Here is a 25166-nt window from a genome sequence, read left to right as displayed (position 1 = left end):
TATGTCAAACTGAGGGGATACCATATGTCAAAACAACTCTTTTATTTAAAACAAGACCGAGATGTCCAGCGCTTTACGCTACATGGCGTGACATTGGCCGACATTACAGAGGCCCTTTCCGTTACGAGACCAATGATCATTTGTCGAACCGATATTAAAGGAATGAGGCAATCTTCTAGGTCGCGTTTCCGATATATCGAAGCGCATGAGCTCTCTTCATTCTCGTCTAAGTATTTAAATAACCAAACGACATTCACTGCAATCGATTTCCCGAACTACAATACGCTTGAGACGCTGTCGGATCACGAAATCGCAGAGATCCTGTTTTTAAGTCATATGGAGCGCGGGATCAAGAAACCGTTTCTGGATTCACTTGATAATGAGATTGCGTTCTTCAATGAAGCGAACGATCGTCACAGCAGTCTCTACATTCGTGATTGGTCGACAATCAATCGTTTCGTTCAAAACATGTTGCAAAGCAAACTGGACCGAGACATCCGAAACATTAGCTTCGTGCCGATTCCTCTCCCTGTCATCGATGAATTGCTCGAGTTGGCACCTCAAGGGCTCATCATCGATTTTGATCACACGAAACGAAGCCTGTTCAATCGTCAAATCGTGATTTCCTTCTATGTGGCCGGTCGCTACGAAGACATGTCCGTCCTCGAAGAAGACTTTGACGCCAAAAAAGAATCAATCGCGCTGAAAGGTCAGTTGTTATATCGTCGTCGCACGTGGCATATTGAGCGGTTATAAGGTCATGGATGTAAGAAATGGAATTGAACCTCTGAAAACGAGGTTCTTTTTTGCTATTTTCAGACCGATTGTTTCAAGTCAATTCCCTTCACGAGCGAGTGTGAACGCTATTCTTAAAAATTGATAACAAATTGTCTTAATTTTTTGTTAAATTAACACTTTTCTTTTTCGGACGAGGCGTTATACTAGGAATAACCTTCTGGAGGAATGGAAGGCAATATAGAGAAAGCGAGGTGAAAATCTATTCATCACGCGGATGGATAGATACACGAAATGGAACAACTGAAAGTACAAGGAGTCTCTTCGTTCACCAAGTTTGCGACGAATGGAAAAATGCTAAAACTTAAAGATGCTCACGCAGGGGAACAACGCATTTCACTTCAGGATGCGACTGACATTCAAGTCTCTCTGCTCGACGAGGACCATTCGCGCTTCACTATATTTGGTCATGCCCACCCACTCGTGGAACTGACCCTTCCTCATAATTCTTGTGAAGTCCTCTATGCATGGTTACTCCACAAGATGAAACGACAAAAAATTAAACTCGCTTCGAACGCGTAAAAAAATGAGGTCTTGTCTCCAGATGGGAGAAAGACCTCATTTTTATATAAAGTGAAGAAAATATCGTACCCTATTTTATTACGAAGTCGGTGCAACCGGATTGCGGCGATAAATTGTGATCCCGCCGTGCTTGGCTTCTCCTACAACTTGAAAGAGCCAGCCTTTCTCAATCAAAATCGTTCGAGCGTTCAAAAAATCTTCTCGAGGCACCTGGACTTCGTCCACTTCTTGATCAAGCAATTGTTGGAACGTCATTTCCCAATCAGTCATGTCCATTCTCCTTACGTGCGTCTTCTCCTTGAATCCATTCGAACAAACGATACCCCGAATTCAACCGGTCTGTCGCATCCCATAACTCGGTCGGAACGTCGTGACCGGTATCGATGGTCTCATCTCCTGCAAAGACGACACGTTCATTCGTCATCTTTTCAAGATAGTCGAGCGCAAACGATAAGATTGACGTTTCCGAGACGTGCCCACTTTCTTGTAAGGCAAGATTGTATGACTCGTCTCGTTGATTATTCACGAGTAACGTTCGTCCCCCGTCAAGTAATGCCATTGGTGGGACGGCATCAACGTGGAAAACTTCATATGAGCGATACGTTTCCTCATCATAAGCTAACAACGGAACGAATTGACGTTGACCCGTCCATTTTTTTAATTGGAATAAAATCTTCATGGAAGTGAACCACGTGGCCCCTTCTATCTTCTTCTCTACTAAAATCGTAGGGACCGACGCCTCATCCGCTTCTTTCTTTTGAACAAATAACCACTTCTCTACATCTACAACGACGATCAAACCGTTTTCCTCCTTATAACCCATTCAGATAAGGCGATCATAGTCAGCGCGACGAGCCAGCCTCCAATCACATCACTAAAGTAATGGACGTTTAAGACGACTCGACTGAGCGACACCGCAAGGACGAGGCACACAAGTACGATGACGGCGAATGTTGACTGTCTCTTGCGATATAAGACATAAGCCATTAATCCGTATAACGCCAGCGATCCTGATGCATGTCCACTCGGAAAGCTATATGTCGTCGCATCGAGGGACGCATCAATAAGCGGGCGATCGATTCCGTAAACGAGCTTTAGTACTTGTGTGAAAAGAAGTGTCCCAATCCCAACGAGCGCGAGTCGCCATGCCTCGACGCGGTTACCGCGCCACAACCAAAACAATAAACCTAAAATCGAGAGCCCGACTATGACTTGAGCGCTCCCTAATTCTGTGACGTATGCAAATACACGATCGGGTAACGGCTGTAACAATTCATACACGAACGTATTCATAGGGCCGACTGCTCCCAAAACGACAAACACCGACACGATCACATATGCAATCGTCCCGGTGATGACCACCTGCATCGGTGTCAATTTCATCAATACAACCCTTTTCGTTCACGCATCTCTTCTTCTCCGAAGTCGACCATATCACGAAGACGGTGTGCCAATCGTCCAGACGCGTTCGCCGCAATCGCGCCGACGAGGTCGTCCATGAACGTATGCACTTGCCCGTCATCCATTTTCGTATCAAGCTGTTTGATGATGCCGATCTTGGCCTTGTCTAAGTACCCGAACGTCGTTACGGCAATCGAACCATATGTGTTCACGGCACCGATCGCAATCGTTTCATCCACTCCAAATAAGCCTTCGTCAGATGCGATGATAGACAAGAGCGGTTCAGACAGTTGACCCTTCTCCGCCAACATATCGAGCTCCGATCCGACGAGAATGGCATGTTGCAATTCTCGTTTATCGAGAACCGCTTCGACGGAATCCATGCAATCTTTCAACGAAAGATGCGGCGAGTAAGGCGCCTGCATCTGATAAACGATTTCGGCAATCGATTCAATCGTGACGCCGCGCTCGAGCAGGCGAGCACGAGCTGCTTCACGGACATCTCGTGAGTGTGGTACGTGTTTCATAATAGGCGCAGGATTAAAATCCCGCTTCACATCCCTTCGTTCAGAGAGTCATCATCTCTCTAGTTAATATAACCATTATACTGAAAAATCGAAAAAAGACGAACCCTGCTTTGACTTCCCTCATTAAATCGGTCATCATAAACATGTAGGTTAAACGATTAAAGGGGGAAGAGGAATGAAGATTGGGGTAGTCTTATTTCCGTCTAAACAAGTGCAAGATTTTGCGAACTCTTATCGAAAACGTTATGACACAAAATATGCGTTGATTTCACCTCACGTGACCATTAAGGAACGGACGGAGGTGTCAGAAGAGGACTTGCCAAAAGTACTGGAGTACTTGCAACAAGTCGCGGATTCGACTAAACCGATTCAGTTAAAAGTCGATGGTGTCCGCTCTTTTGCGCCGACGAACAACGTGCTGTATTTGAAAGTGTTGCCGACACGTGAACTGTCTGCTCTGCAGCAGCGACTTCACGAAGACGTGCTCGGTCAGGCACCAAAATATGAATTCTTGCCACATATCACAATCGGTCAAGATTTGACCGATGCCGAACTGTTCGATGTCCTCGAACGGATGCGGATGGAGCAAGTTCATTTCGAAGAGACGATCACTCGGATGGCTGTCATGTACGAACTCGAAAATGAAACATGGAACGTCTATGAGACGTTCCGTTTCCGAGGCTAATCCTATATGCTCCGGTCGACAAAACGACCGGGGTTTTTTTCTTGCTCTTCTTCTAACCATTCTTCCCGCCGAGGTCGGATACGTTGAACGCGTTTGATCCGCGTCACTGGTTCGATGCTGGCTCGACCTGAAGGCTGGACTTGGCGGTTGACGTACTGAACGACAGTAAAATCAATCTGATAAGGACCCATGATCTGACCTCCTTCATAGGTACTTACCCCATTCAACCGCTAGATAATACAAAAATGGCGCATCACTGCGCCATTTCCCAAACTTATAAAATATGGTATCCGCTATCGACGTGAATGACTTCACCCGTGACGCCGCTTCCCATTCCAGAGAGAAGGAAGAGTCCTGTCGACGCTACTTCTTCTGCAGAGACGTTTCGACGTAACGGCGCTTTTTGTTCAAGCTCCGAGAGGATACTGTTAAAGTCGCCTACCCCTTTAGCCGACAAGGTACGAATCGGACCAGCCGAGATTGCATTGACGCGAACACCGTGCGGACCGTACTCGTTTGCCAAGTACTTGACACTTGAGTCAAGCGCCGCTTTTGCGACACCCATCAAGTTATAGTTCGGAACGACGCGCTCCCCACCGAGGTACGTCAACGTGATCACCGAGGCATCTGATGCAAAATATGGTTTCGCTGCTTTCACGACAGCCGTCAAACTGTACGCCGAGATGTCTAACGCCTGCGCGAATTGTCCACGTGTCATTTCCGAGAATTCGCCGCGAAGCGCTTCTTTATCTGCAAACGCGATTGAGTGGGCGATTCCTTGAATCTCCCCTGCTTGTTCATGGATTGAACGGAATGTCGTTTCAATCGCTTCGTCATTTGTTACGTCACACTCGAGCAAAATTGCTTCTTGTTTCAACTCGCTCGCAAGTGATTCAAGACTTGACTTGAAACGTTCAGCCGCGTACGTTAATACGAGCTTTGCTCCCGCTTCATCAAGCGTTTTAGCAATCGCCCATGCGATGGAACGCTTGTTGGCAATCCCCATGACGACATAAGTTTTATTCGTTAACGTTGGAAAAATTGACATCATAAACTCCCCTTTTTAGTACCTGGTGATAATATCTGTTATCAGATTACAGAAAGGTTTCTGTTTTGTCAACCGGCTCGTTTCGTATTGCGATTTTTTTAAGTTGCGGTAAGATAAAATACGTATAGAAAGGGTGACTCGACTCCATTATGAACCGTATTCAATCATATTTTAAAAGTTTAGACACGACGCTATTGACCATCGTCTTCCTATTGATGATCATCAGCCTCGGTGCAATCTATACGGCACAACCGATGTTGCCGACTCGACTTCAACATATCAACTTCGCTCTCGAACAGGGTATTCGATACGTCATCGGCTTTTTCGCGATGTTTGCCATCATGACAATCGAGTATGAGCAGCTCCGAAAAATCCATTGGTACTTATATGCATTCGGTCTCCTCTTGCTAGTCGGACTCATCCCGCTCCGTGATACGACACTCGTTCCGAACATTAACGGAGCGTATGGATGGTATAACGTACCAGGTTTCAGTTTCCAACCGGCAGAGTTCATGAAATTGTTCCTTCTCATTTCGATGTCGACGATTGTATATGACCACAACAAGCGATACGGCTCATCTCAACTCGACACGTGGCTGTTAGTCAAATTGGTGTTAGTCGCCATTCCGCCACTCGGTCTGATTGTAACGCAACCGGATTTAGGGACTGGACTCGTCTTGATGACGATGCTCGGCGCAATCATCATCGTCTCCGGTATCGGCTGGAAATGGTTACTCGGTCTGTTCAGCGCAGCCGCTTTGACCATCGGAACGTTCATGTATTTGTTCTTCTCTCATTTCGAAGTGCTACAGGCGTTCGTACCAGGGCACGCCCTGAACCGATTCCAGGCATGGATTTATCCTTACGAATACTCCGACGATTTGGCGTTCCAGCTGATCAAATCGTTGCAGGCGATCGGGTCTGGTCAGATGTTCGGAGCCGGATATGGACAAGGACTCGTCTATCTACCGGAATCACAGACAGACTTCATCTTTGCCGTCATCGCCGAACATTACGGCTTTATCGGCGCAGCGCTTGTAATCATCGTTTTCTTCTTGTTCCTCTATCGCATGATTCATATCGCGCTTGAATCAAGCAGCGCGTTCGGAAGTTACATCGTCACTGGCGTCATCGCGATGTTCACGTTCCAAGTGTTCCAAAACATCGGGATGACGATTGGTGTGTTGCCAATCACCGGACTCACTCTGCCGTTTGTCAGTTACGGAGGAACGGGAATCATCATGAACATGATTGCCATCGGTCTTGTCATGAACGTAGCCTCTAAATCAAAAACCTATATGTTTGATGACGATTAATATTCATCGTGATGTAAAAGGATCGAAGCAATGTCGCTTCGATCCTTTTATGATGGGTTTACTCATTCAGATTTTTCTTTTAAGTAATCTCCTGTTTGCTCGTTATCCTCAAGTTTTTCAGAATCACAGTTCGAATGATTCTCCTCACTTTCAACCTCTTGAATGTTCACCGTGCAACACGATGTAGCCGTCGGTTTAGATAATTGTTTTTTGAAGAATTTAAACATGTTTTTCACCTCCTCAGGATTCACACAAAGTAAAACATGATTCCTGATATCATCGACATCGACAGAACAGACAAGATGAATGCGATAATGAGTTCCTTTCTAAATATCGATTTCATCAGTACGATTTCTGGTAAACTTGCCCCTGCTGAACTGATCATCATGGCCATGACAGGACCTAGCGCCATCCCTTTCATAATCAATACTTGAGAGATGGGAATCATGCTCGACAATCGAATATATAAGGGGATCCCAATCACTGCCGCAATCGGAATCAACCACCAAGCATCATGACCGAACCATTTGACAATCCATTCAGTCGGCACAACACCATGTATCAATGACCCGATTGCAGCGCCAATGATCAAGTAGGGGTACACATTCTTCATCAATTGCCACGTTTCGTTCCATGCCTCTGACCAATTGAAGGTACTAGTTGACGAATTAAACCCTGTCATCGTGACACGTTTGACATACTTTTCAAAACCGAAGTGGTCCAAAGTGAATCCGATGATGATTGAACAGATAGCCGTGATGAGCGTATAAAGGCCCGCAATTTCCCATCCCATCACGACCCCCATCACCGTTATAATCGTCGGGTCAAGCACTGGTGAGGCAAAAAGAAAAACCATCACGATGGAAAATGGAATCTTATTTTTTAATAAATTCACAACGATTGGAATCGTTGAACAGGAACAAAACGGGGTAATAAACGCGAAGACAATTGCTACCATACTCGCCCCCATCCGATTGTTTCCGGTCATCCTCTTCTCGATTTTCTCGAAAGGAATGAATGCTTGTAACATGTGAATCACAAAAGAAATAACGAAAAATAAAATGGTCAATTCAAGTGCAAGGACACTAAAACTTTTTACTATGTTGATCATCGAGCTGTACCTCCATTTCAATAAATTTGAATTTTACATGCTTGATGATTAAATCAAATTATATTGATTTAATCATCAAAAAAAATTGATTAATTATTCAATTGATAGACCTAACAAACATCGTTAGGTCTGAACAAACAACATAATTCTGGGGACAGAAGATGATTCACTTCTTTTTCGTTGATTTGGTAATAACTCCACGTCCCTTTTGTCTCTTTCGTAATGAGGTTCGCCGTCAATAAGATTTTCAAGTGATACGACAGCTTAGATTGTGGCATATCGAATATCTCTGATAAATCAACAACGTTGATTGGTCCAGCGCACAATTGATTCAATATGAGCAGACGCTTTTGATCGGCCAATGCTTTAAATCTCGCCTCATAATGTGCGAACGTATCCTGTAGCGACGAATCGATGGATGACTCTAGTTGATTACTCATTCAAACACCTCTTTCATCAACTTTTATTGATTAATCAAATCGTACTTCATCCTATGAAGAAAAGCAATCTTTTTAATCAAAAAAAATTGATGTATAAATCACAACGACCCTTACGTTTCAAAGTATGCGAAACAGGCGCAATGAAAAATCTCATCACGCCTGTTCGAACGTCCCAGTCATTCGTTTGTCACGGTAAAAAAATCTTCCGGGATTGGTGCTTCAATCATCACTTCTTCCCCTGTCATCGGATGAATAAAGCGCGCAGAGGCGCTGTGAAGGGCGTGACGTGACATTCGAGCCGCTCCCCCATACATCGAGTCCCCAATCAGTGGATGACCGATATGGCGCAAATGAACGCGAATTTGATGGGTACGTCCCGTTTCGAGCCGAATCGTCAACAATGAGTCGCCACCAAACTGCTGACAATCGACTATGTGCGTGATGGCTCGTTGTCCGTCTTCAGTAATAATTCGTTCCATGATGGAATTCTCGGCACGCCCAATCGGTGCATCGATCGTTTGGATGGGGACTTTCCCTTCCACAAGTGCCACATAAGAGCGCGTGAGTGCATTGGCTTTCTGGAGTTCACTAAACCGATGGTGAATGAATCCGTACTTCGCAAATAAGACGACACCGCTCGTATCGCGATCGAGTCGATTGATCACATGAATCGCAGAGGTCAGACCGATTTGTCGATAGTAACCGAGTACGGCGTTTGCGAGTGTGTCGGCCGGATGCAGTCGTGATGGAATCGTCGCAATCCCAGCCGGTTTATCAACTGCCAGCACCGTCTCATCCTCATACAAAATGTGAATCGGTCTATCCGAGATGGCCATATCTGTCGAAGGAGACTCAGGTGGGAATCGTACGACTACTTCATCTCCTGGCTCAAGAACGTGTCGAACCGTACGATGGTTCCCGTTCACTTCGATTTCTCCTTCATGTTTTACGAGCGTGAGCATCTTCCGAGAGATCCCGAGGTCTCCCATTAAAAAGTCGCGCAGTGGAATAACCTTCTCCACAACGCGACGAATCATAAATCCTTGCATTCGTTACTTTCCTTCCTCAATGAACGATTCGCGTACACGCCGCCAAAATGGGAACGGACGGAAACGAGCGAACGTCACTTTTTCTTTTGCGACCGCGCAACGAATCGACACGACGTCTGACCAAGACAACGCTTCTTGATGGTCAAACGCCAATTCGAATTCCGTTTTCGTATGCGGTTTGATTTTCACTTGATGATGTTTCGGCAAGAGGAGCGGCGCCCCAATCGTTCGATAGACCAGATTATTGATAGAAGCCATTTCCGTCACTTGGATTGCTTCAATCGATGGATGGACGATTGCACCACCGAGCGCTTTGTTGTAGGCAGTCGAACCAGAAGGGGTAGAGATACACAGTCCATCACCACGGAACGTTTCAAAATAATCATCGCGAATCGACAAATCACAGACGAGCGTCCGCTTATAGTTTTTAATCGTACAATCGTTCATCGCTAATTGACGATCGGTCTTTCCGTTCTCGTAATCGATCAGTACTTCGACGAGCGGGTATGAGACCGGTTCGAACGACTCACTCGTGATCATTTCCGTCAGCTCATCCAATTCATCCGGTTGCCAATCCGCGTAAAATCCGAGGTGTCCGGTATGGATGCCGACAAGAAGAGTTTCATCGAGACGGTCAATATACTTATGGAACGCTTGTAGCATCGTCCCGTCCCCACCGACTGACACGACGATGCGTGGCTCTTCCGATAACGTATGCCCAGCGGCTTCAAGTTTTTCAGTCAGTTCCTGGGCGATTTCCGCTGATCGCGCATCTCCCCTCGATACAATCGCAAACTGCATATCGATTTCCCCCTAGTCCTCGTCTGTTTTCACATTCATCTCTTTATCCCGAAACACTTGCTGCGCGTCTTGAATCTCGACACGGAGTTGACTCATCTCTGCATCGAGAAGAAATGCCGCCTCAGCCGCACGTCTCAATCGTTCTTGTACTTCAAGAGGCATATCGCCATCATATTTATAATTCAAAGAATGCTCGATTGTAGCCCAAAAGTTCATCGCAAGGGTACGAATTTGCACTTCGACAAGTGTAGGAATCTCCCCATGAATCGTCTGGACCGGATATTCAATAATGACATGATACGACCGATAGCCCGAATCTTTCTGATGCGTAATATAATTGCGTTCTTCCACTATTTTAAAATCTGTCCGACGATGAAGCAAATCCAAGACGTGAACGATATCATCGACAAACTGGCACATGATTCGTAATCCAGCAATATCTTGCATATCGGTCGCCAGCTCATGATCCGCAATGTTTTTTCGCTTCGCTTTTTCAAGAATGCTCCCGACCGGTTTAACACGACCTGTGACAAATTCAATCGGAGAATGGTCATTTTGCGACTTGAATTGCTTACGAACGGCTTTTAACTTTACTTTCAACTCGTCTACCGCGATTTGATACGGTACTAAAAACTGATCCCAGTTCACTGATTGCATACGCTGTCACCACTTTCGTTCTTTTCCGGAAAAAAACGCGTCCTTTCCGTATGTATCCGTTTGTATGGTATCATAAACGAACAATTGTTCATAGAATGGAGCGATGATTTATGACCCAAGAAGTGGAAATTGAATTTAAATCTATGTTAACAAAAGATGAGTATGAAAAACTGATTCAAGTTTACAAACTAGAAGATCAAGTCCGCTGGCAAGCGAACGATTATTTCGACACGCCTACCTTCCAGCTAAAAAAACAAGGTGCTGCCCTTCGAATTCGTGAGAAGAAACATGTCCAGGTATTGACATTGAAACAACCGAACGAAGTCGGATTACTTGAAACGCATGCCGCAATCACTGAAGAAGAAGCGGAAGACTTATTCAAGTACGGAATCATTCATGATGATCAAATGAAGCAAGCCCTCGCCCCGTTTCAACTGAATGCCGCACTCGAACACCTCGGACGCCTCGAGACGAATCGAGCCGAACATCAAACGGAAGATGGTCTTCTCGTTTTAGACGAAAGCCATTATTTGGAGACGACCGACTATGAAATAGAATTTGAAGTCACGAATGAAGAAGCGGGCAAACGTGCATTCGAACGACTGTTAGCAGAGCACGGTCTTCCATACCGTCCCGCCAAAAATAAAATCGTTCGATTCATGGAATTAAAAATGAGTCGATCTGAAGGTTGAGCAGATACATTGCCAACCTTTTTTTTTCGTTGCTACAATGAGTTTACAACGTTAAATGAGTTTTTGCCGAGAGGAGGCGACACAAATGGAACTTGAACAATGTAATGGGTCATCCTGTTCACTGGAAGAAACTCCTATTCAAGTAACGTATAAGCCATTGGAGTTATTCTATTTCATGGACATCTCGAGTCCTGAAAATTTTCACGTGATGACACTGATCAAAAAGTTAGAGATTGAATACGGACATGTGATTCGTTTCCGAATGGTCTCTACCGTTCCTAGCTGTGTTGGCGGATGTCAGGAAGAAGTTCGCCTTCTCACAATGATCAAAGCGCTAGAATTACAAGGGAAACGTCATGCGATGCGTTTTTTACGTCATTTGCATGTGAATGATTTATTCTCTGGTAAACAGTTAGGCTCAATTGATTTATGGGAAATCGCACGGTCTTTCGAAGAGTACGGTCTTGATTTGGATGAACTTGAAGCCGATCTTCAATCGAACCAGCTCTTGAATGCTTTAGCAGTCGATCATCAAGTGCTGAAAGATTGGGAGATTGAGTCATTGCCCGCTCTTACGTTCGTGACGCGCGATGAAGCATTGAAGATTGAAGGTGTCTATCCGTACGACGTGTATCAATCGGTCATGACCGAGTTGCTCGGTTATGCCCCGAGTCGTACGACTGACTGGGATGTAGCCAAAGTCTTGGCTCGTTATGACGCGTCGACGATTACTGAACTATCGTATATTCTAGACTTAGATAAAACTGTGATTGAACGCGAACTGAAGAAGCTCTCCTTGCAGCAACGCTGCCGCCCTGTACCGGGATGTAGCGGTGAGGCATGGGCGCAAACGAAATAAAAAAGAACCCCACGGCCGGGGAGCCGTGGGGTTTTTGACGTCTCAAGCGGGGACAAGAGCCGTCGTACCTTGAGGCCCGGGGAAGGCCTACAAGATGGGAGAAAGTTTACGGTCAATAAAGGGGTTTGTGATTGATTTCACACTTATAATATACCGAGTCCCTCTTCATCTGACAACTAGTTTGTGTACATTGTCACATATTGTTCACGAGAACAATAATGATTCCATTTCATCGAGCACCGCTTCGAACTGATCAAGCGCTTTGAGGACCGGTTCTTTCGTCGTCATATCGACACCTGCCGCTTTCAAGACCTCGATTGAGTAGTCGCTAGACCCAGCTTTGAGGAAGTTATCGATGTAACGACGTACGGCCGGCTCTCCCTCTTCCATGATCTGTTGCGACAACGCTGCCGATGCCGAGATTCCCGTCGCATATTGATAGACATAGTAGTTGTAATAGAAGTGCGGGATACGCGCCCATTCATATGAAATCTCTTCATCGATGACGATTTCTTCTCCGAAGTAGCGTTTGTTCAACTCTAAGTACGTCTCATTCAAATATTCAGGTGTGAGCGATACGCCTTCTTGAGCAGCCTTGTGAATCATATGCTCAAACTCAGCAAACATCGTTTGACGGAACAACGTCCCACGGAATGTTTCGAGTTGATTGTTCAACAAGTAGAGACGTTCTTCTTTTGCCGTCCGCGTTTTCAATAAATGGTCGTTCAATAACGCTTCGTTTGTCGTCGACGCGACTTCTGCTACAAAGATTGAGTAGTCACCATACGGATACGGCTGTGACGTACGCGTGTAATGGCTATGCACCGAGTGACCGAACTCATGCGCGAGCGTGAACAAGTTGTTGACGTTGTCCTGCCAGTTCATAAGGATGAACGGTTGTGTATCATATGCTCCTGATGAATATGCCCCGCTCCGTTTCCCACGTGTCTCGCGTACGTCGACCCAACGTGAATCGAGACCGTCTTTCACGATTTGAACGTACTCTTCTCCGAGTGGTGCCAAACCATCAACCATCAACTGTTTCGCTTCTTCGTACGACACTTTCATCTCTACATCTTTGACGAGTGGTGTATATAAATCATACATATGCAACTCATCTAATCCAAGCGCGCGTTTCCGCAATGCGACATATCGATGTAGCAAATCAAGACGCTCGTTGACCGCTTCGACTAGACCGTCGTACACAGACTCTGGAATCGCATTGTGGTGAAGGGCTGCCTGTCGCGCACTTCCAAATTTACGGACACTTGCATAGAAGTTGTCTTTTTTCACACTGCCTGAAAGCGTCGAGGCAAACGTGTTCAAATACTGCCCGTATGTCCCGTACATCGCTTTAAAGGCGTTCTCGCGGACACTTCGATCACTCGATTCGAGGAACGTGATGTAACGTCCGTGCGTCAATTCGACCTCTTCCCCTTTTTCGTTCTTCACTTTCGGGAATTTCAAATCCGCGTTATTGAGCATACCAAACGTCGAACTCGATTGTCCGAGCACGTCTCCAGCTTGCGCAAGGATTGCTTCTTCCGCTTCCGTCAATACGTGTGGACGTTCTTGCGCCAACTCATCGAACGCATGACGATACACGCGAAGTGACTCGTGTTGTTCCATAAAGGCTTCAATTTGAGCTTCATCGATTGAAAGAAGCTCTGGTGTCATGAATGCGAGTTGGGCTGAAATTTGCGAGGCGAGTGAGCCTGCACGGTCATTCAATGCCTGATAATGGCTGTTCGCCGTATCTTCATCGTAACGCATGTGCGCGTACGTATACAGCTTATGTAACTTACGAGAAAGCTCATCACGGAGTTGTAACGCTTCGTATAACGTTTCTGCCGATTCACCGAGTTTTCCTTTAAATCCGATCAAAGCCGGTACCTGCTCCTTCAATGCTTGAAAATCTGCTTCCCATGCTTGGTCGTTACTGTAGATCGTCTCTAAGTTCCACGTCTCTTCGACTGGAACTTGTTGTCGTGTCAATACTTCTGACATACGTTCACTCCCTTTTCTGATTGGTTCGTCGATTGTAACATCAATCGCTGAAGTCCTTGATACAATCGTGTATCGTGACGTCTCGCATCTTCATAGGTGATTGGAAGCACCCAAGTCGTGACATCACACGATAGACGACATGCATTCAAGAGTTGTTTCCATTGTACATGAAATGACTGGGAAAAGTCGCTTGTCGGTGTCACTCCGAACTGGCGGCACGTCTTTTGAATGCTCCACTCCACCGAATCATTCGGTGACTCATATCGATTTAAATAGAGGACGATTTGAAACTCAATCGGATGGATGTGTATTCCCCAAAGTGACGTGAGCGGAAGATAGCAGGCGGTCGGTAACAAAGCGGGAATCACCCCTAAAGGGTACAGCCGATTTAACATGAGACGTCGATTCTTTGGGGATGGGTAGATTGGCGACATTCGCTTTCGTCGAATCATCTCCGTCCATTCCAATGCATTGAACCGATAATATGCTTCATAGGGGGAGGTAATCACTGAAGACGAGACTTCCCAATTTCCGATTCCATACTTGATTGAGATGGGAAACCCATTGAAACGCACCAACTGTCCGTTTCTCACAGTCATCAACCGATGTCGTCGAAATAGTTCGAGGCGCATCCACGGTTGAAAAGATTGGTTCATTCTAAGATCGAAACCGCTCGCAAGCCAAATCACATCCAGGCCCGCTCGTTTATAATCGTTCGTTCGTGCGATATATTCCTCCGGTCGCAATGGAGATGCCTGAATCTCAAATACGGTTGGCAACTCATCCACATTTGTAAGAATGTCGGCCCGCCGATTCTTAATCGTCACTTCTTGATCGACAGGGTACCCTCTTTCTTGTAGCCATTGGCATACTGCCCATTTATCCTGATGGTGCGTAACGGATTCCGCTCTCCCGCACGTATGGATGTGGGCGAAATGTAGCCGACGTTTCGCACCTTGCTTTAACATCAACATTTCCTGGCACGTCGGACATCGAAAAGGAGCGAGCTGCTCCGCCTGCATTCGATTTAGAGTAAAGGAATCAACGATATCCCCTTCTCGACCGATCGCAAACCGCATCTTGCTCCCCCCTTATAGTAGTGGTGAAAACATTCTGGCCAATGATTCTACGAGTTTTATAAAGAATGAGCGCTTCGCAAACTCTTCTAATACAAGTTCGTGAGACCCTTCAAAATCATGATATAAGTCTTGTTTCAACTGATGGACCGAGTTCGTGTTGTACAGGAGAGCATTTACTTCGAAGTTCAAATGGAAGCTACGAAAATCCATGTTCGCCGTCCCAATCGTGGCAAGTCCGTCATCGACGACGATGACTTTTGAATGCATGAATCCTTCTTCGTATAAATAAATCTTTACCCCAGCCAACAGTAACTCCTCATAATAGGAACGACTCGCATAAAAGACGATTTTATGGTCCGGATAGCTCGGTAAGACGATCCGAACATCGATGCCCGATAAAGATGCTGTCTTCAAAGCACTCATAATGTCCTCATCAGGAATCAGATACGGGGAGGAAATATAGACGGACTTTTTCGCAGCATTGATCAACGAGAAATAAATCGATTTCATCGTCTCGTACGGTTCATCAGGTCCGCTGGCAACGATTTGGACACCTCCGCTCGCGCTTCGTACCGTTTCGAGCGGTTCTAAATAGAATGGCGTGAACAGCCGTTCTCCCGTCATGTAGTACCAGTCTTGTAAAAAGATCAACTGTAACTCGGAAACCCCTTCTCCTCTGACATACAGATGGGTGTCGCGCCAAAAACCAAATTTAGAGTGTTCGCCTAAATACTCATCCCCTACGTTCAAACCACCAGTGAACGCCTCTGTTCCGTCGATGACGACAATTTTTCGATGGTTTCGATAGTTCGTCTTACTCGACACGAGCGGAAGGACGACTGGGAAGAACGCCTGCACTTGGACGCCAGCTTGTTTCATCTCCTCGAAAAACGTACTGCTCGTATGAATGGAACCGACGGCATCATATAAGAATCGAACTTCGACCCCTTTTTTGGCTTTCTCGATTAAAATCCGCTGAATTTCCCGAGAAATACGGTCTTCTCGAAAAATGTAATACTCTAAATGGATGTGCCGTGTCGCGCCTTTCAGAGCGGGCAATAACTTCGAGAATTTTTCACGTCCGTTCGTCAAAATCTGCGTGTACGTATTCGAAGAGACGGGCAATTGGTTCAACGAAGAGGTGAGATGCATCAACTTCTCATAATCATCATGCGCAAACATCAGTGACGGAGAGAGCGTCATCGCTTTTTGCCGATAGGCCAAGTACGTCTCTTCGTCGAGCATCGCCTTCTCTTTGAACATCCGCTTGCGACGATAGTTCTGACCGAACACAAAGTACGCAAATAGCCCGATGACAGGAAAGCCAATCATGACAATCGCCCAGATCAACGTCCGTTGCGGGTTGCGATTTTCAAGCAAAATCACAAGCAAAATACTGAACGTTGTCAAAAAGACGAGAATCGAGAAGAGCCCAATCACTTGTGAGCTCCAGTAATACGATAATATCGCAATGAGTCCTGCGAGCAAAATAAGGGAAAAGAGTACTTGTATGCGTCGCAACATATTATAACCTGACCTCGTTTCTGTCATGTATTATCATTAATTATACATCGTAACGCCAATTTTTTGAGGGGAGCGAATGAATTATGGGGACTTTTCTAATAACAGGCGCAACAAGCGGGATTGGGCGCGCCGTCGCCTTGCAGTTAACCGAGAATGGGCATCGTGTCATCGGAATCGGTCGTGATGAGACACGGGGGGCTTCTCTCGAATCAGATTCGAACGGATTGGCCACGTTCATCCGATGCGACCTCCATTCAGCGGAAGACATCGATCATCTCTTTGGACACTTAAAGGAACAAGGGGTGACGTTACATGGTCTTTTCAACAACGCCGCAACATTTGGTAGACCCGGTACACCGGAGCGTTTGACTCAAGACTCATACAATGAAGTGTTTGACGTCAACCTCTATGCACTGAACACCGTCACACAACGTGCCATCCCTTTGTTTGCTCAAGGCGCGAGTGTCGTCAACAACGCCGCCATCGTCGGACACGTCAAATTCCCACCTATGCTTGCTCATTATGCCGCCTCGAAAGCCGCCGTGGTTGCCTTGACGAAAACGTTCGCACATCGGATGAAAGGAAAGGTTCGATTCAATGCCGTCTGTTTCGGTCCGGTCGATACACCGCTCAGTCATAAACTATACGGTGGAGAAGCAAAATTCAAAGAGGCAATGTCCCATCATTTCCGGGGACATGCCGCCCTACCGGAAGAAGTGGCGCCTGTCGTCGAGTTTTTGTTAACCGATGCCTCAACCTATATAAATGGGCAAGCCATCACGGTCGATGGCGGATATACGCTCTCTTGAACAGAGACCACCTCTTCTTTTGAAAAGGTGGTCTCCTGTCATGTCGTCATCTTTTTAGCTCGCCCTATTTTATTGCGTAAATAGTTCTGTTCTTTCGAATGAAGACGTTCCCAATCAATCACATCTTCAAAATAATCAATCATCTCATCAAATGTCGAATCCAGCGTCTCATGCGCCTGGAGACGCGCCATTCGAATCGCCTCGAACACGGACCCCATCACAAAGATGTCTTTACTCGCGTAAGTCTGCATCGGCGATAGCGATTCAAAAAGAATCGTCTCGAGCGTTTTTCGCTTCACATGCCAATCGGATTTCCCATTCGAGTATAGAAAATCTCCATCCGGCAGTTCGCAGAGCTCCCGTAAAATATCCCCGATGTAATGAATCGCATGAATCGCCGTATTCGGGTCATTGATCCCTGGAGAGATTCCACGTAACGCAATCTCACTCAACTTTTCAATCGCAAATGAAGGGTCTTGCATCGAGGACCGCACTTCACCGATCTCAAATGGCTCGATGTCCGGGGCATCCTCACCTTTCCAAAATCCGAGTAAATCCCCTTTTGCGACAAATTCACCTACGGCTACGACCGATTCAAAGTCTGTTTCATGATCTCCCTGCTTCTCTCTTAAAAATAAGCGGATATACCCCGTCTGCGGCGCCCGTACCGCTTGACCTTCAAACGAATGAACAGAACGTGGTAATACGAGATTCACGTCATCTGACTCGATGGCGTCTTTTTGCTCACTGATTACCGATAGTGCTTCTTTATGTAACGCGGATAACAAACGTTCTGCCTGGATCGAGACACTGATGGTCTGAATGAACTTGACGAACGCCCAAATCGAACCAATGACTAAGAGTACACTGATTCCTGAAGATAATACGACACCATCATCTGCCGTTCGGACGAGGAATAAGTTCGAAATCCCGTAAACGGTCGTCATAATGAAGAGACCAAGCGTATGCTTAGCCGACGTGTTCGTCAAAAAATTATTGATGGTCCGTGGAGAAAACTGAGAAGAATATGTCGTCAACACAACAAGGATTGTCGAAAAACTAAACGTCATCATTGTCATAAGACTCGTGAACGTCGAAGACAGCACGGACGCCGCCGAGTCCAAGTCCAAATAAATAAAGTCCGGTAGTAAATCTCGGAAAAATTCACCGAACAGTTGTGTCAACGCTGTTAACGCGATGCCCCCCATCCCATATAGGAATGGAACGAACCATGCACTATCATCAAGTAGTAGTCGAATTCGTCTCACCATACCAACACCTCTTTACCATTGATTTGAAAAAATCGCCTGTCCGTCTGAACAGGCGATTGATCATTTAGAAGTAATGACGCACTTTCGCGAAGACGTCGCCATCGAGAATGAGTTTACCATACTCTTCAAGCATCGGTTGCGTCTGTGTACTAAATGTTAAATATTCTGCTAGAAGACTGAGTGCGTTCTCTTCGTCTTCAGGCTCCATTTCATCCGGGAAATCAATCCACAAGTAGTAACGGTCTTGATAATGATATAGTTTCAAATCAAGGTCACTGAACGTGTCACCTGCACGCTTACTCAGTGAAATGATCGCCTCGAAATCATCTGTTTCCATTGCGAGTGGCGCCCAAGCATCTGCTTCCGCTTCGAGTTCATCCAACTCACTCAATTGGTCGAGTACCGATTGTTGATCTCGTGCTTCATCAATCGCTGAACGAAGAAGCGAACCGAGTTCAGAATCGTCTTCCGTATCCATCACATTTTTCGCAATTGTCACGGTCACTTCTAGACCTTTTTCAAAAGCTTGGACTTGAATCCACAGTGGACCATCAAACGAGATGTCTTCACGTTCGTGAGCCTCGTCCATCATCTGCCAGAACAGCTGCTCGCCACGTTCTCGGTTGTACCAAATTTCATCACGTGCGAAGCCACGTTTTTCAATGTCCACATATGTGATGAAAAATTTGACGGTATTGTCATTGATGCGCTCAATTTTCACGATTGTCCACTCCCTTCTCACCTCGCTCCCATTTCACATAAGGAGGAGAGGGGAAATTGTCTTGTTATCTTTGTACCCTTTTTGACATCGTTCAATCTAGATGACGGGTTATAACTTTATTTTATAGGAAATAATCGATAATAAAAAGCACACTGCTTAGACAGTATGCTCTCATTCATTCACAAGTCGCTGTGCTTCTTGCAATTGGAACGTTCGAACCTTCCGTGGCAAGAATCGACGAATCTCATCCTCGTTGTATCCGACCTGTAGTCGTTTTTCATCAATCAAAATCGGACGACGTAGTAAGCCCGGATATTCTTGAATCAAATCATACAATTGTTGAAGCGATAACGCATCAACGGATACATCGATTTTAGAAAAGACTTTAGAACGAGTTGAAATAATCTCATCCGTTCCATCTTCTGTCATGCGTAAGATCTGCTTAATCTCATTTAGTGAGAGCGGTTCTGAAAATATGTTTCGTTCTGTAAACGGGATATCGTGTTCTTCGAGCCAAGCTCGTGCCTTTCGGCAAGATGTGCAGCTTGGAGACGTATAAAGTGTGACCATTTTTCTTCCTCCCTGATCGAGTATGCGTCCATCTTTTTAAGTGACTCTATCTGTATACCCAAATTCGCATCCACTTAATTATAATAATTCTTAATTATTAAAACTTCAATGATATTCTTTATCATTCAGATATGAAAAGAGGGCGCATTCGGTGAATGCGACCTTGAATGACCCATCTCAAGATGCCGGGAACCGAGACACTGGTTGAGACACCGTCTCTTTCCCTGGCTTGACTTGCAAGTCTTTCAACTTTTTCTTCAACACTTCTTTCAAAAGTCGTTTTTTCTCTCGTAGAACTTTGTCACGTTCTTTCATGGCCTCTCACCCCCGTACAGCGTAAGCAACCGACCGAGCATTACCGATTCTGAAAATCTTGAACTTGCACTAATCTACAAATAAATTATAGCACATTTGTTTGTGAAATGTGAATCATTCTTACGAGTTCATCATTTCTTTACACGGATATCATTTGCATTACGTACAAAAAACCTGTATAGTTTATAGAAATAACCTTTTTCTATTTAAGGAGGAGAGCGATGATGAGAATCACATTAGAAACCATTATGGGACATCCGGTAACCCAAAAATATTTAACTCGATCAGGATTAAAACATGCTGTAGACGTTTGTGAGCGCGCTCTCGAAATGGCAACGAAACGTGGTCTCGATACAGATCTAGCGACGAAAGCTGCGCTACTTCATGATATCGGTCACTATGAATGGTATACAGAAGGCAAATGGAATTATGACTTATATCGTCAGAACGATATTCATGCGATTAAAGGTGCGGAGCGGGCACATAAATTACTCATTCGTCTCGGGGAAGACCCTGCCCGTGCCAAAGAGATTTCTGTCATGATTCTTTTGCACACCGATTCCTATTTACCACCAAGCCGAATTCAACGGACCCCGCTTCAACAGCTCGTTCATGACGCCGATACGTTCGTAGAGCAACCAGGTGGTCTGCACCATTATGAGACAATGGAAATCGAAGATGCGCTAGCACGCGTCCGTCAAATCGATGCTATCGTTGAACGTCTCTCAAACTTACCACGCATTTCAAACGGATAATCCGTCACCTAGCACATTAGGTGACTTTTTTTTGCGCTAAAAAAACCCTGACTTCCGCATGAAGTCAGGGTCATCATATTAAACGAGTTGTGCTTTATATGCTTCGTACTCTTCGTCTGTGAGCGAGACATAGTGTCCTGGCTCGACTTCGCGAAGTGGTGGGATACTTGAATCTTCATCCGAACGTCCGACTGGACCTTTCGAAGTTGACTCGTATACGATCCGTTTACGTGTACGTTCATGCTCCGGATCCGGAAGCGGAATCGCTGATAACAGCGATTTCGTGTACGCATGAATCGGGTTCTCATAAAGGCGATCTGCTGTCGCAAGCTCTACGAGGTGACCTTGATACATAACACCGATACGGTCAGAGATGTATTTAACCATCGACAAGTCGTGGGCGATGAACAAATACGTCAAATCGCGATCGCGTTGCAATTCTTTCATCAAGTTGACGACCTGCGCTTGAATCGAAACGTCAAGTGCAGAAATCGGCTCATCGGCGATGATGAAGTCTGGTTCAACCGCAAGGGCACGGGCAATCCCGATACGCTGACGTTGTCCACCCGAGAATTCGTGTGGGTAACGGCTCGCGTGCTCTTTCGTCAAACCAACAGTTTCAAGAAGGTCATACACACGGTTCATACGATCTTCTTTCGTCTTCGCAAGACCGTGAATATCAATCCCTTCTGCGATGATATCCGCAACCGTCATACGCGGGTTAAGCGATGCGTATGGATCTTGGAAAATCATTTGCATAGCACGGTTGAATTTCAACTTGTCAGCTTTTGATTTTTTACCGTGGACGTTTTCGCCTTTGAACACAACGTCGCCGTCAGTCGCGTCATAAAGACCGATGATTGTACGTCCTGTCGTAGACTTCCCACAGCCAGACTCTCCTACGAGTCCGAGCACTTCACCTTTGAAAATATCAAACGAGATTCCGTCGACCGCTTTGACAACGCGGCCACGGCCAATTTTAAAGTGCTGCTTCAGGTTTTTTACTTCGAGTAATTTCTCGCGTTCCATTATTCAGCACCACCTTTCGTAAACGATTTTGCGAACGCACTGTCCGGACGATACTTGAGAGCGAGTTCACGAATCGCACGTGGCGGACTAACCGCTGGTGCTTGTGGGTGTAATAACCAACTAGAAGCAAAGTGTGTATCACTCACCTGGAACATCGGTGGCTCTTTCTCAAAATCAATCTTCATCGCGTATGGGTTACGCGGTGCGAATGCATCCCCTTTTGGAGGATCGAGCAAGTTTGGAGGCGTACCCGGGATTGCCGGTAACGCTTCGTTACGGTCATCTGTCGGACGCGGCATCGAACCAAGAAGTCCCCATGTGTACGGGTGACGTGGCTCGTAGAAGATTTCATCAACCGTTCCTTTTTCAACTAGACGACCTGCATACATAACAGCAACACGGTCAGCCATGTTCGCAACAACGCCAAGGTCGTGCGTGATGAAGATAATCGCTGTACCTGTTTTTTGCTGAATGTCTTTTAATAGTTCAAGAATTTGCGCCTGAATCGTAACATCAAGTGCTGTTGTCGGCTCATCGGCAATCAACACTTTCGGGTTACATGCGAGGGCGATCGCGATAACGATACGCTGACGCATCCCACCAGAGAGTTGGTGTGGGTACTGTTTCAAACGCGCTTCTGGGTTTGGAATCCCTACAAGTGTCAACAATTCGAGCGTACGTTTCTTCGCATCCTCACCTGTCAATCCTTGGTGCTGTTTCAACCCTTCTGCGATTTGTTTGTAAATCGTCATTGTCGGGTTAAGTGATGTCATCGGGTCTTGGAAAATCATTGCGATATCGCGACCACGAATTTTAAGCATTTCTTTTTCCGAAAGTTTCGCCAAGTCTTTCCCTTCGAACATGATTTCTCCGTTCGTGATTTCACCTGGAGGGTTCGGAATGAGACGCATGATCGCCTTCGAAGTAACGGATTTACCTGAACCCGATTCTCCTACGATGGCGAGCGTCTCGCCTTTTTTCAAATCAAACGATACGCCACGAACGGCTTGAACCGTTCCTGCATATGTGTGGAACGAGACCTCTAAATCTCGGACTGATAAAATCGTTTCCATGCACGAGTCCCCCTCTTTCTTTTTTATTTACGCATTTTCGGATCGAACGCATCACGCAAGCCATCGGCAAGCAAGTTGAAGCTGACCATGAGCAAGACGATGATGACCGACGGGATAATAAGAAGGAACGGGAATGTCCGTAGTTCTTTGTATCCATCGTTGATCAACGTACCAAGTGATGCCTGTGGCGGTTGAAGCCCGATCCCGATAAAGCTGAGGAATGCCTCGAAGAAGATGGCAGATGGAATCGTGAACATGAGCGTGATGATAATCGCACCCAATGTGTTTGGAATCAAGTGTTTGAAAATCAATCGCGTACTAGATGCACCAAGTGTGCGAGCTGCCAAGACAAACTCTTGGTTTTTGAGTTTCAAAATCTGACCACGAACGAGTCGACTCATCCCGATCCAACCAGTGATGGCCATGGCGAGGATGATGGTGAATACACCAGGGTCAAAGATTAAGATGAACAAGATGATTAAGATCAAGTTAGGTACACCTGTCAAAATCTCAACAATCCGTTGCATGATGTTATCCGTACGTCCACCGAAGTAAGCTGAGACACCACCGTATGCGACACCAATCAATGTATCGATGATGGCCGCAACGAAACCGATGAAGAGGGAAATACGAGTCCCTTCCCAAATACGTGACCAAAGATCACGACCAAGGTAGTCCGTACCGAACCAGAAGTTCTCTTCTACGTTCTTTTGTTCGTAGAAGTCGATATCGCGACCACCGAGTGTCGCCATCCCATCAAAGCCAGCCCATTCAAGACCTGTGACTTTTGGCGGAAGTTTCGCTTGTGAAATGTTTTGTTCATACGCATCACGAGCCGATAACATCGGTCCGAACAATGCAAGTGCAACGAGAATTAAAATAATTGATAGCGAGATGATGGCCGCTTTGTTTTTCTTTAGGCGCATCCATGCATCTTGCCAGAAGTTTAAACTTTTCCCAGCGATTCGTTCACCAAGCTGTTCATTCATCTCAACAGGTGTGAACATGTCTTGGTCGAACTGTTCGTAATTCTTTTTGTTTTCAATCATCAGTTATTCCCCCCAAGACGAATACGTGGGTCAACAACCCCATAGAGCAAGTCGACAAGCAAAATGATAATAATGAACAATCCTGAGAAGAACAATGTCGTTCCCATGATGACAGAGTAGTCGTTCAACGTGATTGACGTGACGAACAATTCTCCAAGTCCTGGAACAGCGAAGATTTTCTCGATAACGAATGTACCCGTTAAGAGTCCAGCTGTCATCGGTCCAAGGATGGTGATGGCAGGAATCATCGCGTTACGAACCATGTGTTTCCACACGATGGCGTTACCCGTCAACCCTTTCGCTTTCGCAAGCGTGACGTAGTCTTGTCCGGTAACCTCTAACATCTCGGTTCGGACGAAACGGGCAATCGCTGCCGTGACACCGAGTGACAACGAGATTGTTGGTAAGACTGTATGTGCTGGTGTTTCCCAGAATGCAACTGGAAGCAACTGCAATTTAACTCCGACATAGTACTGAAGGAGGGCTGCAAAAACGAACGATGGGACAGAAATCCCGATTACCGATACGAACATTGAACCATAGTCAATGACCGTATTGTGACGAATCGCCGCAACAACACCTAACAATACGCCTACAAGAGTTCCGAGAACTAATGCCTGGAGCCCTAATTGTGCCGAAGGACCAATTCGTTCCATAATCAATTCAGTTACTGGACGGTTCGCCGTACGGAATGAAACGCCAAGGTCACCTTGGAGCATGTTTCCGATGTACGTCGCATAACGGACCGGAAGCGGATCGTTGAGTCCGTAGCGGTCATTCAATAATTGAATTTGTGATTCTGTCAGTTTTTCCTGGTTCTGATACGGTGAACCTGGGAGCAGGTCCATCAGGAAGAACGTGAACGTGGCAATCAAGAAGAACGTGATGAGGCCGTAAGTCAGCCGTTGTAGGATATAACGTCCCATGAATAAAAACCCCCTGTTTTTTCTAATTCTATCTACTACTTGCACCAACAGCTTCACTATGACATATGACCTATTTTTCAAATTCACAAAATGAAAGGAATATTCTGAAAGAATAGCGTATACGTCATCTCAAGG

Annotated in this window: 31 protein-coding genes; 8 read left to right on the top strand and 23 right to left on the bottom strand. The window is 45.8% G+C overall.

The annotated features are described in order from the left end of the window. Positions 1–24: 24 nt before the first annotated feature. Both KNO92_RS06970 and KNO92_RS06965 read left to right on the top strand, forming a co-directional pair. Entirely contained in the window at positions 25–756 is a 732-nt protein-coding gene (locus KNO92_RS06970; protein WP_214760611.1) for a hypothetical protein, read from the top strand. Positions 757–1029: 273 nt separating this feature from the next. Continuing rightward, complete coding sequence (locus KNO92_RS06965; protein ID WP_015881237.1) at positions 1030–1317, top strand: hypothetical protein; 288 nt, start codon at positions 1030–1032, stop codon at positions 1315–1317. 78 nt (positions 1318–1395) lie between these two features. On the opposite strand, the gene KNO92_RS06960 is transcribed toward KNO92_RS06965, so the two are convergent. Genes KNO92_RS06960 through KNO92_RS06945 form a run of 4 tightly spaced genes read right to left on the bottom strand, consistent with a single transcriptional unit; the run spans position 1396 to position 3245 of the window. Beyond that, on the bottom strand, positions 1396–1587 hold the full coding sequence (locus tag KNO92_RS06960) for a hypothetical protein (RefSeq protein ID WP_214695528.1): 192 nt from the start codon (positions 1585–1587) through the stop codon (positions 1396–1398). After that, complete coding sequence (locus tag KNO92_RS06955; RefSeq protein WP_214695526.1) at positions 1580–2116, bottom strand: hypothetical protein; 537 nt, start codon at positions 2114–2116, stop codon at positions 1580–1582. Before KNO92_RS06955 ends, KNO92_RS06960 begins: the two co-directional genes overlap by 8 nt. Then, entirely contained in the window at positions 2113–2700 is a 588-nt protein-coding gene (locus KNO92_RS06950) for a phosphatase PAP2 family protein (RefSeq protein ID WP_214695525.1), read from the bottom strand. Before KNO92_RS06950 ends, KNO92_RS06955 begins: the two co-directional genes overlap by 4 nt. Beyond that, complete coding sequence (locus KNO92_RS06945) at positions 2700–3245, bottom strand: phosphatidylglycerophosphatase A family protein (protein WP_015881233.1); 546 nt, start codon at positions 3243–3245, stop codon at positions 2700–2702. Before KNO92_RS06945 ends, KNO92_RS06950 begins: the two co-directional genes overlap by 1 nt. A 175-nt stretch (positions 3246–3420) precedes the next feature. Here KNO92_RS06945 and KNO92_RS06940 point away from each other — a divergent pair, with 175 nt between their 5' ends. Beyond that, positions 3421–3930: a YjcG family protein gene (locus KNO92_RS06940; RefSeq protein WP_214695523.1), complete on the top strand. Its 510-nt coding sequence runs from the start codon at positions 3421–3423 to the stop codon at positions 3928–3930. A 2-nt stretch (positions 3931–3932) separates the two neighbouring features. Here KNO92_RS06940 and KNO92_RS06935 read toward each other — a convergent pair whose 3' ends face one another. Both KNO92_RS06935 and fabI read right to left on the bottom strand, forming a co-directional pair. Beyond that, positions 3933–4121 carry a hypothetical protein gene (locus tag KNO92_RS06935; RefSeq protein ID WP_074035057.1) on the bottom strand — a complete coding sequence of 63 codons (189 nt, stop codon included), beginning with the start codon at positions 4119–4121 and terminating at the stop codon, positions 3933–3935. An 83-nt stretch (positions 4122–4204) separates the two neighbouring features. Continuing rightward, a complete protein-coding gene (fabI, locus tag KNO92_RS06930; protein WP_214695521.1) occupies positions 4205–4978 on the bottom strand; it encodes an enoyl-ACP reductase FabI in 774 nt (257 codons plus the stop codon). Between the two features lie 149 nt (positions 4979–5127). On the opposite strand from fabI, the gene KNO92_RS06925 reads away from it, so the two are divergent. Beyond that, positions 5128–6294: an FtsW/RodA/SpoVE family cell cycle protein gene (locus KNO92_RS06925; protein ID WP_214695514.1), complete on the top strand. Its 1167-nt coding sequence runs from the start codon at positions 5128–5130 to the stop codon at positions 6292–6294. Between the two features lie 62 nt (positions 6295–6356). On the opposite strand, the gene KNO92_RS06920 is transcribed toward KNO92_RS06925, so the two are convergent. From KNO92_RS06920 to yjbM, 6 genes are all read right to left on the bottom strand, one after another. Then, on the bottom strand, positions 6357–6521 hold the full coding sequence (locus KNO92_RS06920) for a hypothetical protein (protein WP_214695512.1): 165 nt from the start codon (positions 6519–6521) through the stop codon (positions 6357–6359). A gap of 20 nt (positions 6522–6541) precedes the next feature. Continuing rightward, positions 6542–7405: a permease gene (locus KNO92_RS06915; RefSeq protein WP_214760609.1), complete on the bottom strand. Its 864-nt coding sequence runs from the start codon at positions 7403–7405 to the stop codon at positions 6542–6544. Between the two features lie 110 nt (positions 7406–7515). Continuing rightward, a complete protein-coding gene (locus KNO92_RS06910) occupies positions 7516–7845 on the bottom strand; it encodes an ArsR/SmtB family transcription factor (RefSeq protein ID WP_214695505.1) in 330 nt (109 codons plus the stop codon). Between the two features lie 176 nt (positions 7846–8021). Beyond that, a complete protein-coding gene (locus KNO92_RS06905) occupies positions 8022–8894 on the bottom strand; it encodes an RluA family pseudouridine synthase (RefSeq protein WP_214760607.1) in 873 nt (290 codons plus the stop codon). Positions 8895–8897: 3 nt separating this feature from the next. After that, positions 8898–9695, bottom strand: coding sequence for an NAD kinase (locus KNO92_RS06900; RefSeq protein WP_214695497.1), 798 nt, complete (start codon positions 9693–9695; stop codon positions 8898–8900). A 12-nt stretch (positions 9696–9707) separates the two neighbouring features. After that, positions 9708–10352 (bottom strand): GTP diphosphokinase, encoded by a 645-nt coding sequence (yjbM, locus tag KNO92_RS06895; RefSeq protein ID WP_015881226.1) that lies wholly within the window; start codon positions 10350–10352, stop codon positions 9708–9710. Positions 10353–10462: 110 nt separating this feature from the next. Here yjbM and KNO92_RS06890 point away from each other — a divergent pair, with 110 nt between their 5' ends. Beyond that, a complete protein-coding gene (locus KNO92_RS06890) occupies positions 10463–11044 on the top strand; it encodes a CYTH domain-containing protein (RefSeq protein WP_214760605.1) in 582 nt (193 codons plus the stop codon). A gap of 85 nt (positions 11045–11129) precedes the next feature. Beyond that, complete coding sequence (locus KNO92_RS06885; protein WP_214695491.1) at positions 11130–11903, top strand: DsbA family protein; 774 nt, start codon at positions 11130–11132, stop codon at positions 11901–11903. Between the two features lie 204 nt (positions 11904–12107). On the opposite strand, the gene pepF is transcribed toward KNO92_RS06885, so the two are convergent. From pepF to cls, 3 genes are read right to left on the bottom strand one after another with little or no spacing between them, the layout of a single operon-like run. Beyond that, positions 12108–13910, bottom strand: coding sequence for an oligoendopeptidase F (gene pepF, locus KNO92_RS06880; RefSeq protein ID WP_214695489.1), 1803 nt, complete (start codon positions 13908–13910; stop codon positions 12108–12110). Continuing rightward, on the bottom strand, positions 13895–14989 hold the full coding sequence (locus KNO92_RS06875; RefSeq protein ID WP_214760603.1) for a competence protein CoiA: 1095 nt from the start codon (positions 14987–14989) through the stop codon (positions 13895–13897). Before KNO92_RS06875 ends, pepF begins: the two co-directional genes overlap by 16 nt. A gap of 12 nt (positions 14990–15001) precedes the next feature. Then, the gene (gene cls / locus KNO92_RS06870; protein ID WP_214695480.1) at positions 15002–16513 is read right to left on the bottom strand and encodes a cardiolipin synthase; all 1512 of its coding nucleotides are present in this window, start codon (positions 16511–16513) and stop codon (positions 15002–15004) included. Positions 16514–16596: 83 nt separating this feature from the next. On the opposite strand from cls, the gene KNO92_RS06865 reads away from it, so the two are divergent. Then, positions 16597–17322: an SDR family NAD(P)-dependent oxidoreductase gene (locus KNO92_RS06865; protein WP_214760601.1), complete on the top strand. Its 726-nt coding sequence runs from the start codon at positions 16597–16599 to the stop codon at positions 17320–17322. 38 nt (positions 17323–17360) lie between these two features. Here KNO92_RS06865 and KNO92_RS06860 read toward each other — a convergent pair whose 3' ends face one another. The 4 genes from KNO92_RS06860 to KNO92_RS06845 all read right to left on the bottom strand — a co-directional run bounded on the left by KNO92_RS06860 (position 17361) and on the right by KNO92_RS06845 (position 20199). Beyond that, positions 17361–18593 (bottom strand): DUF2254 domain-containing protein, encoded by a 1233-nt coding sequence (locus tag KNO92_RS06860; RefSeq protein ID WP_214695476.1) that lies wholly within the window; start codon positions 18591–18593, stop codon positions 17361–17363. Between the two features lie 64 nt (positions 18594–18657). Further along, complete coding sequence (gene mecA, locus KNO92_RS06855) at positions 18658–19314, bottom strand: adaptor protein MecA (protein ID WP_214695474.1); 657 nt, start codon at positions 19312–19314, stop codon at positions 18658–18660. Between the two features lie 171 nt (positions 19315–19485). Beyond that, the gene (spxA, locus tag KNO92_RS06850; protein ID WP_015881217.1) at positions 19486–19884 is read right to left on the bottom strand and encodes a transcriptional regulator SpxA; all 399 of its coding nucleotides are present in this window, start codon (positions 19882–19884) and stop codon (positions 19486–19488) included. Between the two features lie 177 nt (positions 19885–20061). Beyond that, positions 20062–20199: a hypothetical protein gene (locus KNO92_RS06845; RefSeq protein ID WP_214695472.1), complete on the bottom strand. Its 138-nt coding sequence runs from the start codon at positions 20197–20199 to the stop codon at positions 20062–20064. A 221-nt stretch (positions 20200–20420) separates the two neighbouring features. Here KNO92_RS06845 and KNO92_RS06840 point away from each other — a divergent pair, with 221 nt between their 5' ends. Next, complete coding sequence (locus KNO92_RS06840; RefSeq protein WP_074035089.1) at positions 20421–20954, top strand: HD domain-containing protein; 534 nt, start codon at positions 20421–20423, stop codon at positions 20952–20954. Positions 20955–21032: 78 nt separating this feature from the next. Here KNO92_RS06840 and KNO92_RS06835 read toward each other — a convergent pair whose 3' ends face one another. From KNO92_RS06835 to opp3b, 4 genes are read right to left on the bottom strand one after another with little or no spacing between them, the layout of a single operon-like run. Further along, on the bottom strand, positions 21033–21983 hold the full coding sequence (locus KNO92_RS06835) for an ABC transporter ATP-binding protein (RefSeq protein WP_074035095.1): 951 nt from the start codon (positions 21981–21983) through the stop codon (positions 21033–21035). Then, positions 21983–23056 carry an ABC transporter ATP-binding protein gene (locus KNO92_RS06830; protein WP_214695470.1) on the bottom strand — a complete coding sequence of 358 codons (1074 nt, stop codon included), beginning with the start codon at positions 23054–23056 and terminating at the stop codon, positions 21983–21985. The genes KNO92_RS06835 and KNO92_RS06830 overlap by 1 nt, the downstream gene beginning before the upstream one ends. Positions 23057–23079: 23 nt before the next feature. Beyond that, complete coding sequence (gene opp3C, locus KNO92_RS06825; RefSeq protein ID WP_412093968.1) at positions 23080–24105, bottom strand: oligopeptide ABC transporter permease; 1026 nt, start codon at positions 24103–24105, stop codon at positions 23080–23082. Further along, positions 24105–25031 (bottom strand): oligopeptide ABC transporter permease, encoded by a 927-nt coding sequence (gene opp3b / locus KNO92_RS06820; RefSeq protein ID WP_214695468.1) that lies wholly within the window; start codon positions 25029–25031, stop codon positions 24105–24107. Before opp3b ends, opp3C begins: the two co-directional genes overlap by 1 nt. Between the last annotated feature and the right edge of the window lie 135 nt (positions 25032–25166).

The organism is Exiguobacterium sp. s129 (assembly GCF_018617585.1).
In the GTDB taxonomy this organism is placed as follows: domain Bacteria; phylum Bacillota; class Bacilli; order Exiguobacteriales; family Exiguobacteriaceae; genus Exiguobacterium; species Exiguobacterium aestuarii_A.
The sequence above is the reverse complement of the archived record's forward strand: the minus strand, read 5'-3'. Positions and strand labels throughout refer to the sequence as shown.